At 65.8% G+C, this 11,592-nt stretch carries 8 protein-coding genes; 1 reads left to right on the top strand and 7 read right to left on the bottom strand.

Annotated elements, in window-relative coordinates:
* Positions 1-147: 147 nt before the first annotated feature.
* The 6 genes from ACJ8FR_RS02185 to ACJ8FR_RS02210 all read right to left on the bottom strand — a co-directional run bounded on the left by ACJ8FR_RS02185 (position 148) and on the right by ACJ8FR_RS02210 (position 7,787).
* Positions 148-2,076, bottom strand: a complete 1,929-nt coding sequence (locus tag ACJ8FR_RS02185; RefSeq protein WP_407826967.1) for a S9 family peptidase — start codon at positions 2,074-2,076, stop codon at positions 148-150.
* A 59-nt stretch (positions 2,077-2,135) separates the two neighbouring features.
* Positions 2,136-3,149 (bottom strand): polyprenyl synthetase family protein, encoded by a 1,014-nt coding sequence (locus ACJ8FR_RS02190; RefSeq protein WP_407826968.1) that lies wholly within the window; start codon positions 3,147-3,149, stop codon positions 2,136-2,138.
* Between the two features lie 41 nt (positions 3,150-3,190).
* Complete coding sequence (locus ACJ8FR_RS02195; protein WP_407826969.1) at positions 3,191-5,206, bottom strand: M13 family metallopeptidase; 2,016 nt, start codon at positions 5,204-5,206, stop codon at positions 3,191-3,193.
* An 88-nt stretch (positions 5,207-5,294) separates the two neighbouring features.
* On the bottom strand, positions 5,295-6,614 hold the full coding sequence (locus ACJ8FR_RS02200) for a sensor histidine kinase (protein WP_407827067.1): 1,320 nt from the start codon (positions 6,612-6,614) through the stop codon (positions 5,295-5,297).
* A gap of 92 nt (positions 6,615-6,706) precedes the next feature.
* Positions 6,707-7,372 (bottom strand): response regulator transcription factor, encoded by a 666-nt coding sequence (locus ACJ8FR_RS02205; protein ID WP_407826970.1) that lies wholly within the window; start codon positions 7,370-7,372, stop codon positions 6,707-6,709.
* A gap of 112 nt (positions 7,373-7,484) precedes the next feature.
* On the bottom strand, positions 7,485-7,787 hold the full coding sequence (locus ACJ8FR_RS02210; RefSeq protein ID WP_407826971.1) for a hypothetical protein: 303 nt from the start codon (positions 7,785-7,787) through the stop codon (positions 7,485-7,487).
* Between the two features lie 139 nt (positions 7,788-7,926).
* On the opposite strand from ACJ8FR_RS02210, the gene ACJ8FR_RS02215 reads away from it, so the two are divergent.
* Complete coding sequence (locus tag ACJ8FR_RS02215) at positions 7,927-9,732, top strand: ABC-F family ATP-binding cassette domain-containing protein (RefSeq protein WP_407826972.1); 1,806 nt, start codon at positions 7,927-7,929, stop codon at positions 9,730-9,732.
* On the opposite strand, the gene ACJ8FR_RS02220 is transcribed toward ACJ8FR_RS02215, so the two are convergent.
* A complete protein-coding gene (locus ACJ8FR_RS02220) occupies positions 9,729-11,543 on the bottom strand; it encodes a DUF885 domain-containing protein (RefSeq protein ID WP_407826973.1) in 1,815 nt (604 codons plus the stop codon). The genes ACJ8FR_RS02215 and ACJ8FR_RS02220 overlap by 4 nt on opposite strands.
* Positions 11,544-11,592 lie beyond the last annotated feature (49 nt).

The following is an 11,592-nucleotide window of genomic DNA, read 5'->3' on the forward strand; positions in this document are numbered from 1 at the left end:
AAGTGCCCGAAACGCAGCAAACGCAGCGATCCTACGCGTGCGTGCGCCCGCGCCCGCGCGAGGACCGGTTCCACGCGCGGTATCAGAACGGGAGAACAGCCGGCGCACATTCCGCCTGTGGCACAGGCGTGGTCCTGTAGGACAGCATCAATGCCCGGTGTTGCTCCTCGGGCTTCCAAGGTAACGGTCGAACCATTCGACGGTGCGGCGCCGAAGGTCGAGATCATGCTCCGGGGCCCGAATGCCATGTCCCTCGTCAGGATAGATGACCAGGCTGGTCGGCACTTTCATGGCCTGCAGCGCGTGCCAATATTCGATCGACTGGGTCGGCGGCACTTCGATGTCGCGCTCGCCGACATAGATGAAGGTCGGCGTGCGCGCCTGCTTGATCGTGCGGATTGCCGACACAGCCCAGTAGGGCGCGGGATCGTCATAGACCGACTGGCCGAAGAACGGGATCATCCACTGGTCGATCCCGTTCGTGCCATAATAGCTGATCCAGTCCGACAGGCCCGCCCCCGCGACGATCGCCTTGAACCGATTGGTCTGTGTGTTGGTCCACATCGCCATGAACCCGCCATAGCTGTGCCCGATCAGGCCGAGACGGTTGTCGTCGACCGGAGCGACTTTCTCCACCGCGTCGATGCCGGTCAGGATGTCTCGCAGGTCGCCGCCGCCGAAGTCGCGGATGTTGGCGCGAGTAAAAGCCTCGCCCTGGCCATAGCTTCCGCGCGGGTTGGGAAAGAATTGGTAGTAGCCGGCCCGGGCGAGATCGGCGCGGTATGCCTCCCAGATGAATGATGGTGACGCCGCCGACGAGGGACCGCCGTGGACGGTGACCACGAGCGGCGCCTTGCCTGCCGATGGCGCCGTTCGCGGTGCGACAAGCCAGCCTTGAACGTCGAATCCCTCGTTCCGCCACGTGACGCTTTGCGCCCGCACCAGCGATGGCCAATTGTCATTGTCATGCGTGACGGCGGAGAAGCGCGCGAGCGGGCCGGCATAGATGGACGGCGGGCGTTCGAAGTCTTCGACCTCCGCCGCGTAAATGCGGCCATCGCGGCTGCGCGCAAACCGCGCGTCGCCGCCCTTGATCGTCACTGGCGCGCTCCACAGCGGCGAGCCAGGTCCCCGTCCTGCGACGATCGGCAGGATCGCCATCCGGTCGCCGATGACCGCAGACGCCACCAGCCCGTTCCTGTCCCACACCAAGGAAGTAAAAGTGCCGCGATATCCCGGGGTAACGTCGGTTGGAGTGCCGCCGGTGACCGGAACTGTGTAGATGTCGCCGCCGACGGGTCCGAAGTCGCTCATCAGTCCGCCGATAAAGGCAACGGTCCGGCCATCGGGCGAGACGCGCGGGAAATTAAGCTCCATGGCCGGTGCGGCGATCGCGCTCAGCGATCCGCTGGCGCGATCGATCCTGTCGAGCGTCGCCACCCACCAATTGTTGTCGCCATTGCCGCGCGCGCTCGTCGCGACGAAGCCGCTGCCGTCGGGCAGCCAATCATATTCGTACACGTAGCGATCGGATGGGCTGATCGGACGGAGCGGCCCGCCGGCAAGCGCGACGACCGCGATGCGCTGTTCGTCATTGGTTTCGCCGATCTCGCCAACCTGACGAACCCCGGCCTGCGTCGCGCCCGCTTCCTTCCGCGCGGCGAGGGTCGCGAGCACGGCGACGCTGCGGCCGTCCGGCGATAACAATGGCTTTTGCGCGATCCCTTCAAACTCGCTGAGAGTCGCTGCGTGACCGTTGGGGCTGACAAGGATCAGCCGCGCCTTCGATCCATCGCGAACGATCGCCAATAGCCGGCCGTCAGGAATGAAGCTTGGGGTGTAGTAACGGCAGCCCGCGCACTGATCGACCGTCGCAAGCATGGCACCGGTCCGAGCATTTCGAATCACGATCCGCTCGGCAGGCAGGCGAGGCGCATTCGGCTCGGTATCGCTTTCGACTGCAGCGACGCGGTCGCCGGCAGCGGACAACGCAATGTCGGAATATTGGTGCAGCGTCATCGCGGCGGCGGGTGTGGACGCGAAAAAAACAAGGGCGGCGGCGATCAACAGGCGCATCGGCAAACTCCGGTGAGGTCGCCGAAAAGCTAGCAGGAATATGTGCCGAGGCCAGCCGCTCAGTAGGCGCGCGCGACGGCGAACTCGGCGGCCTCGGTCAGCGCCGCCTTGGCCTTGCTGGCGGGGAACATGCCAAGCGCATCGATCGCGCGCCGGGCATATTGGCGCGCCCACTCGATCGTGTCAGCGAGCGCCCCGGTTTCCCCGAGCAAGTCGATAGCTTGTGCGAGGTCGTCGTCCGATATGCGCTCCCCGCCGATTGCGGCTCGCCAGAACGCGCGATCCTGTTCACCCCCGCGCGCGTAAGCGAGGATCACTGGCAGGGTCATCTTGCCATCGCGGAAGTCGTCGCCGACGCCCTTGCCCATGGTCGCGGCATCGGACGCGTAGTCGATGACGTCGTCGCTGAGCTGGAAAGCAATGCCAAGGTTCCTGCCGAAGCATTCAAGCCCGAACTCGGCGTCCTCGCTCGCCTCGGCGACCACTGGTGAAACGCGGCAGGCGGCGGCGAACAAGGCCGCGGTCTTGGCGGTGATGATCTCGAGATAATGGTCCTCGTCGGTTTCGATCCGGCGCTGCGCGGTGAGCTGATCGACCTCGCCTTCGGCGATCACCGCCGAGGCATGGCTGAGAATTCGCAGGACCCGGAGGCTGCCATCCTCAACCATCAGCTCGAACGCGCGGCTGAACAGGAAATCGCCGACCAGCACGCTCGCCGGATTGCCCCAGATGAGGTTCGCGGTGCGCTTGCCGCGGCGCATGCCCGAGCCGTCGACGACATCATCGTGGAGCAGGGTCGCGGTGTGGATGAACTCGACCGCCGCGGCGAGCTTGTGATGGCGCGTGCCGGGATAACCGAGCAGGGCGGCGCAGGCCAGGGTGAGCATCGGCCGCATGCGCTTGCCGCCGCCGGCGATGAGGTGGCCGGCAAGCTCGGGGATCAGAGCGACCTTGCTTTGCATGCGTTCGAGGATGACGGCGTTGACGCCGTTCATGTCGCCGGCGACGAGCGCCATCATCGGGTCGAGCGACGGCGGGCGCTGGGTCGACAGGGGAAGGATCGTGGCAGTCACGGCGCCGCCCTAGACGGACGGCGCCGTTTTTTCAAAGCCGACTACCAGACATGGACACGCTGATCGGCCGGCAAATAGAGCTTGTCGCCCGGCTGCACGTTGAACGCTTTGTACCAGGCGTCGAAATTGCGGACGATTCCGTCGACCCGATATTGTTCGGGGCTGTGCGGATTGCTCAGCAATTGTTGGCGCAGCGATCCTTCGCGCCGCTTGCCCTGCCATGCCTGGGCGTAGGCAATGAAGAACCGTTGGTCGCCGGTGAAGCCATCGATCACGGGCGGTTCGCCATGGCGCGAGACATAGCGCCGATAGGCGGCGTAGGCCGTCTCCAGCCCGCCGAGATCGGCGAGATTCTCGCCCAGCGTCAGTTTGCCTTTGATGTGCACGCCGGGCAGCGGCTCATATTGGTCGAACTGGGCGGCCAGCCGATCGGCCTTGACCTTGTACTTGACAGCCGTCGCCGGCGTCCACCAGTCGCGAAGTTTGCCGGTGGGATCGAACTGGCGTCCTTCGTCGTCGTAGCCGTGGCCCATCTCATGACCCAGCGTCGTCGCTCCGGTCTCGGCGTAATTGACCGCCGGATCGGCATTGGCGTCGAAGAACGGCGGCTGGAGGATCGCGGCGGGCACCGTGACCTGATTCAGCGTGGGATCGTATTCAGCGTTCACCGTCTGTGGGGTCATGCTCCACAAGGTCCGGTCGACCGGCTTGGGAAAATGCTCGAGCTCGAACTGCCACTGGAAGTTCTCGCTCGCGACTTCGTTGGCGAGTGCGTCGGCGCGGCTGACCTCGAGGTTCGAATAGTCGATCCACTTGACCGGATGCCCGATGCGAGGGTCGAAGGCGGCGAGCTTCGCGAGTGCGGCGTTGCGGGTCGCCTGGTCCATCCACGATGCGTTGGAGATTTTCTCGGCATAGGCGGCGCGCATGTCGTCGACGAGCTCCTGCGCCTGCCGCGCAGTCTCCGCCGGCCAATGCTCGGCGACGTAGAGCTGGCCGACCGCCTCACCGAGGCTTGAGTCGACCATTTGCATGCCCCGCTTCCAGCGGGCGCGCTGCTCGGGAACGCTGCTCAGCGTCTTGCCGTAGAAATTGAAGTGCGCGTCATCGAAAGCGCGCGGCAGCACATTGGAATGGTCGCTGATGAAGCGGAAGGCGAGATACTCCTTCCATGTCGAGAGCGGCACGTCCGCGAGCCGCATTCCGGCCGCCGCGACGGCGCTCGTCTCGGCCACATCGACCTTCCTGGCCGCTCCGAGGCCGCCTGCGCGAAGCGCCTCCCGCCAATTGACCTGAGGTACCCGCTTCTGAAGCTGTGCGAGCATCATCACATTATGAGTGGCCACGGGGTCACGGCGGCGTTCAGGGGTCCACTGGTCCTGCGACAGTCGCGTTTCGAGGGAGACGATCCGATCGGCCCGGCCTTCCGGATCGGATAGACCCGCGAGCTTGCCCACCTCGACGACATATTGGCGGTAAGCGGTGCGGATCGATTCGTACTTGTCGCCTTTGAGCAGGTAATAATCGCGCGTGGGCAGTCCGAGAGGCGCTTGGCCGATCCGCACCTCGTAGCGCTTCGGGTTGTCCTGGTCGGTCGCAATGCCGATGGAGATCGGCGAGGCATAAGACGGCTGCGCCATCAACTGGACCAGCTGCGGGCGGGTCGAGACCGCGTCGATCCGGTCGAGGTAGGGCTTGAGCGGGGCGAGGCCGCGACCGTCGATGCCGCTCTCGTCCATCCAGGCGGCATAAGCATCGCCGATCTTGTGCGCGGTCGCCGACGTCGGGTGCGCGGCGGCATCTTCGACCATCTTCCGGACCTGCAGCTCGATCTCGTCCGGCAGGTCGTAATTATAACCCGCCGCCGTCTTGTCGGGAGGGATCGGATGGTTCCTGAGCCAGGTCCCTTCCGCATATTGGAAGAAATCGTCGCCCGGCTTGACCGAGCGATCCATGTCCTGGAGCTCGAGGCCCCAAGTTCCGTATCGAGGCGCCGCGGCCAGTGCCGGGACCGCGCCCATCAGGGCACCGGCGAGCAATAAGTACCGGAAACGCATAGAAAAATCCCCCAGCCCAGAATCGTCCGTTGATACCTAATGCCCTACGCCGCGTGGACAATGGTCTTTCGACGAAGCGGCGGCGGACCTAGCCGGCGGGCAGGGTCAGCCGCGCGAGCAGCCCACCAAGGTCCTCGCTCACCTCGAGGTGGATCGAGCCGCCATAGATTTCGGCGACGTCGCGGACGATGGCGAGCCCAAGGCCCGTGCCCGGCTTGCCGGTGGTGTCGAGCCGCGCGCCGCGAGTGAACAGCTCGCCGCGACTCTTCTCGGGAATTCCGGGCCCGTCATCCTCGACCAGAATGTCGACGGTGGCACCCTTGGATTCAACGGTCACGAACACGCGGCCGCCGCCATATTTGGCGGCATTCTCGACCAGGTTGCCGAGCATCTCATCGAGGTCCTGGCGTTCGACCCGGACCTGGACTTGATGGTCGCCGGCAATGTCGACGGTGACGCCTTCGTAAAGCCTGTCGACGGCGCGCTCGACCGCTTCGAGGCTGTCCCACACGCGCGCTCGCGACTGGGCTGCGGCGCGGCGGCCGATGGCGCGCGCCCGGGCAAGGTGGTGATCGACCTGGCGCCGCATCACCATAGCCTCGCGGCAGACGGTATCGACGAGGTCCGGGGAATGTGCCGTCGCGGCATTGGTGATCACCGTGAGCGGCGTCTTCAAGGCATGGGCGAGGTTGCCGGCATGCCGCCTCGCCTCTTCGGCCTGCGCTTCGCTGTGGGCGAGCAGCTGGTTGATCTCCTCGGTCAGCGGCCGGATCTCGGCCGGGAAATCATGGCCGATCCGGATCTTGTCGCCCGAGCGAATTGCGGCGACGTCGTCGCGCACGCGCCGCAAGGGCCATAGGCCGTAGAAGGTCTGCAGCGCGGCGAGGATCAGCAGGCCCACTCCGAGCGCAAGGAAACTCCAGAACAAAGTCGATCGCAGGTAATGGATCTGATCGTCGATCGTCTCGCGCGACTGCGCCACCTGGAAGCGCCAACGCACCGAGGAGCCCGGCAGGATGGCATCGCGTTCCGCGATGCGCAGCGGCTCGGCATGACCACGCGCGGAGAATTCATCGCTGTCATAAAGGTGCGGCTTCACGTCGGTATGAGTGTCGACGACGCGCAGGCGCCGGTCCCATAGCGAGCGCGAGGGGAAGGTCTCGGCGCCGGCGCCGCTGATCTGGAAATAGAGCCCGGAATACGGCTCGACGAAGCGCTGGTCGGCCGGCGGCCGGTTGAAGCGCACCTCGCCGTCGGGGCCGATCTCCGACGATGTGATCATCGAGTTGAGGACGAACGCCAGCTGATTATCGAAGCTGGCCACGATCGAGCGCGTGAGCACACGGTCGAGCGCGAAGCCGCCGATCAGAAGCAGCGCCGCGATCCACAAGGCAGCGACGCCGATCATGCGCCGGCTCAACGAGCCGATGCGCCGCCGCGGGGTCTTCCTGCGGGCGGGGGAAACCTCGGCCGCCGCCGTCACCGGGGCGGCTTGCTCGTTCAACTCACCGGTTCCTCAAGGCTGTAGCCGAGACCACGGATGGTCGTGATCACGTCGGCGCCGAGCTTCTTGCGGATGCGCGTCACGAACACTTCGATCGTGTTCGAATCGCGGTCGAAATCCTGATCGTAGATGTGCTCGATGAGCTCGGTCCGGCTGACCACCTTGCCCTTATGGTGCATGAGGTAGGACAGGAGCTTGTACTCCTGCGCGGTGAGCTTGACCGGTTCGCCGGCCTTGGTGACCTTGCCCGACCGTGTGTCGAGGCGGATGTCGCCGGCGTTGAGCTCGCTCGATGCATTGCCCGACGAGCGACGGATGAGGGCGCGCAGCCGGGCGATCAGCTCCTCGGTCTGGAACGGCTTGGCGAGATAATCGTCCGCGCCCGCGTCGAGGCCGGCGACCTTGTCCGACCAGCTGTCGCGGGCGGTGAGCACGAGGACCGGCATCTTTCGCCCTTCCCTGCGCCAGCGGTCGAGCACAGTGAGGCCGTCCACTTCAGGCAGGCCGAGGTCGAGGATCACGGCATCATAGCTTTCGGTCGAGCCGAGATAATGGCCGTCCTCGCCGTCGGTGGCGAGGTCGACCGCGTAACCCGCGCCTTCGAGCGTCGAGCGCAGTTGCCGCCCCAGATTGGGTTCGTCTTCGACGATCAGAACGCGCATTCAATGCTCCCCGGAGCTGTTCATCTTCGCGCCGTCAACCCGTCGTGCGGCGAGAAGTTGCTTGTCCGGAACAACTGGGACGTGTCGTCCAAATGTCAATTGAAAGCTGGGATCAGCGGTCGCGCGAGCGGCGGATGACCCGGCCCTGGCCGTCGACGTCGACCCAGATGACGCGCCCGTTCTGCATGAACTTGAAGCGATACGTGTCGCCGTTCATTTCAGGGCCGAGATAGTCGGCCCCGCCCATCATCGGCATGACTCGCCGCTCCAGCTGGGGCAAGGGCATCGAGCGGCCTTCGCGCGTCGCCTGCCAGGCCCGGTCCGCATCGCGCGGCGGGTCGGCCAGCGCCGCAGCGCTGCCAAGGCCGGTCCAAAGCCCGGCGGCGGCGAGAACAAGGGTCCGAAACACGGTCATTTACGCGACTCTCCAAGCCGCTTTTCTAACGATACGCATTGAATAGCCTATGAATAGCGCTGAACACAGCCGTTCAGGTCACAGGCAGTTGCACAAAGGACACTATCGCTCGCGGAGAGCGATTCGTTAGGGGGCGGCGATGGCGGCGCCGATCCTCTCCTACGAAGGCCTGGGGCTCATCCAGGGCGAAGGTTGGCTGTTCCGCGGCCTCGATCTCTACATCGGCGAACGCGACCGGCTGGCGCTCATCGGCCGCAACGGGGCGGGCAAGACGACCCTGCTCAAGTGTCTCGCCGATATGATCGACCCGGATAAGGGAAAGCGGACAATCGTGCCGGGGACCAACGTCGTCCTGCTTGAGCAGGACCCGAGCATGGACGGGTTCGATACGCTCGAGGCGTGGGTGTTGCACGGCGCCGATGCGCCGCAAGCCCATGAAGCGGCGGCCATCGCCGACCAGCTCGGAATCGACCTTTCGCGCCCCACGGAGACTGCCAGCGGCGGCGAGCGGCGGCGGGCGGCCATCGCGCGTGCGGTGGCGCAGAATCCCGACGTCCTGCTGCTCGACGAGCCGACCAACCACCTCGATCTCGGCGCGATCGAATGGCTCGAGGAGTGGCTGAAGCGCTTTACCGGCGCATTCATCGTGATCAGCCACGACCGCACCTTCCTCACGCGGCTGACGCGGAGCTGCATTTGGCTCGACCGCGGTCAGCTCAGGCGCGCCGAGATCGGTTTCGGCGGGTTCGATGCCTGGACCGAGCGCGTTTTCGACGAAGAAGCGCGGGCGGCGGAGAAGCTCGACGCCAAGCTCAAGCTCGAGCTGCACTGGCTGCAGCGCGGGGTGACCGCGCGACGGCGCCGCAACCAGGGCCGGCTGGCCAAGCTGCACGAGATGCGGGCGCAGCGCGCGGCGATGCTCGGGGCCGCCGGCACCGCCAAGCTCGCCCTGACCAAGGACGACGTTCGCTCGAAGACGGTGATCGAGGCCGACGACGTGAGCAAGGGCTATGGCGAGCGGCCGATCATCCGCGATTTCTCGCTGCGCATCCAGCGCGGCGACCGGATCGGCATCGTCGGGCCAAATGGCGCGGGCAAGACGACATTGCTCAAGCTGCTCACCGGTGAGATCAAACCCGACAGCGGTAAGGTCACGCAGGCACGGACGCTGTCGGGGATCGTCATCGACCAGCAGCGCAAGCTGATGGACCCGGCCAAGCGCGTGAAGGACATGCTCGCGGACGGCGGCGACTGGATCAACGTCCGCGGCGCCAAGAAGCACATCAAGGGCTATTTGAAGGACTTCTTGTTCGACCCGTCGCTGACCGAGGCGCCGATCGGCTCGCTGTCGGGCGGAGAGCGGTCGCGCCTGCTGCTCGCCCGCGAGTTCGCGCGCGAAGCGAACCTGCTGGTGCTCGACGAGCCGACCAACGATCTCGACCTAGAGACTCTCGACCTGCTTCAGGAAGTGATCGCCGATTATGAGGGCACGGTGCTGATCGTCAGCCACGACCGCGACTTCCTCGACCGCACTGTGACGATCACCTCGGGGCTGGACGGCTCGGGCAAGGTCGACATTGTTGCCGGGGGCTATGAGGATTGGGTCCGGCAAAGATATGAGGCGCATCGCTCCCCGGCAAAGGCCGGGGCTCAGGGCGCTGCGAAAGCAGCGCGTGACCGCGCTCCTGGACTCCGGCCTTCGCCGGCGAACAAGCTCTCGTACAAGGATCAGCGCGACTACGACCGGTTGCCCGGCGAAATCGAGCGATTGGAAGCGCAGGTTGCGGCGGATGAAGCCGCGCTGCACGACGCGGATCTCTATGCGCGCGACCCGGAGCGCTTTACCGAGCTGACCGAGCGCATTGCCCGCAACCGCACGGAGATCGAAGCGGCCGAGCTGCGCTGGCTCGAAGTCGCGGAAATGGCCGAGCAGCTCGGCGCCTAGGCCGCCGCCGTCCGTTGCCTGATGCGCCGTTCGAGGATCGACAGCGGCATCGCACCTTCGCGCAGCACCTCATGGAATTGCTTGATGTCGAACTTCTGTCCGAGCCTTGCCTTGGCTTCGTCGCGCGCCCGAACCCAAGCGGTGTGCCCGACCTTGTAGCTGCAGGCCTGGCCCATCATCGTGCAGTAGCGCTCGACTTCGCGCTGCGAGCGCGCGTGGGCATAGCCGGTCGTGCGCACCATATAGTCGGTCGCCTGCTCCCGGCTCCAGCGCTTCGAGTGGATGCCGGTGTCGACGACCAGGCGCGCTGCGCGGAACAGGAACGACTGGAGGAAGCCGGCGCGGCCGAGCGGGTCGCCGGCATAGACGCCAAGCTCATCGGCGAGCTGCTCGGCATATAGCGCCCAGCCCTCGGAATAAGCCGAGAAGCCGCCGGTCTTGCGCAATGTCGGAATGTCCTTCGATTCCTGTGCGATGCTGATCTGCAGGTGATGGCCGGGGACGCCCTCGTGGTAGCACAGAGTGGGGAGCGTATATTTGGGCCAGTCGCCAAGGTCCTTGAGGTTGATGAAATAGATCGCCGGTCGCGACCCATCTAGCGCGGCTCCGCGATAATAGCCGTTCGACGCGCCGTCCTGGATTTCCGGCGGAACCCGGCGGATCTCGAGCGGCTGGTTGGGCAGCGTCGCGAAGTCCTGCGGCAGCCGCCCGTACATGTCCTTCACCCGTTCGTTGAGATAGGCGAGCAGCTGGGCGCGCCCGGCGTCGCTGTCGGCATATTCCTGGGTCTTGCCGACCGCGTTCAGACGCTCTCCGACGCTGCCGTTGGTATAACCCTCGCCGCGCAGGATCTTGTCGAGCTCGGCGCTGATCTCGGCGACCTGGGTGAGGCCCAGCTGGTGGACCTCGGCCGGAGAGAAATTGGTGGTCGTCGCCTGGCGGAGCGCCTCGGCGTAGATCGCCTCGCCATTGGGCAGGCGCCAGGCGCCGTCGCCGGGCCGGCTGGTGGGTTTCAGCTGCTCCATCGCGGCGATCTGCCGATCGAGCGCGGGATAGACCGATTTGGCGACGATGTCGGCGGCGCGGCGCCGCCAGTCGCCGGCGATGCCCTTGGCGGCCGTGCGCCTGGCGATCGAATCGACCATCGAGCTCTTGTCGGCCGCGACCCCGCGCAGCTTGCGCATCTGGCCGAGCGCGAGGTCGATCGACCAGCCGGGCGCGAGAAAGCCGCGAGCCGCCTGGAAGCGCTGCTCAGCCGTGTCGTTGTCGAGCACGGCCGCGAACTGGCTCAGCCGGGACAGATAGGCCTCGGCGTCCGCTGCGGTGTCGATCGTGTGGCTGGTGTTGAGGAAATCCGGCGTCGAGAAATAAGCCCCGCCCTGCTGGGTGATCGGATAAGGCCGCTGGGCTGAATCCACGTTCCAGCGCGACGGCGCGACAACGCCCGTCTCAAGCGAATAGAGGACGACCTCGCGGTTGAGCCGCGCCGCGTCCGACAGCGTCGCCGGGCTGATAGCGCGCAGCTGGGCAATGGCGCGGCGGCTTCGGGCGAGACTTTTCGCGCGAGCGACCGGCGCCGGGTCGGTATCGAGCTTCGACTTGAGCGAGGCATTGGGGCCTTTGTCGAGGCCGAGCGACGAGGCGAGCGTCGGCGAATTCTGCAGTCGCTCCTTGAAGACCTGGTCGAACAGCGCGTTGAGCCGCGCGTCGCCGCTGCCGGCCTTGGAAGTGACGGCGGCAAGCGCCCGAGCGTCGGCGAGCGGCAGCAGCGCGGCGGTAGCGCCGGTGGCGAGAAAGGATCTGCGGTCCATCGATTTGCCCCGTGATTTGCGGAAGATGCGCGCAAATTAGCGCGGCGGT

It is taken from the genome of Sphingomonas sp., from assembly GCF_045810705.1.
GTDB lineage: Bacteria > Pseudomonadota > Alphaproteobacteria > Sphingomonadales > Sphingomonadaceae > Sphingomicrobium.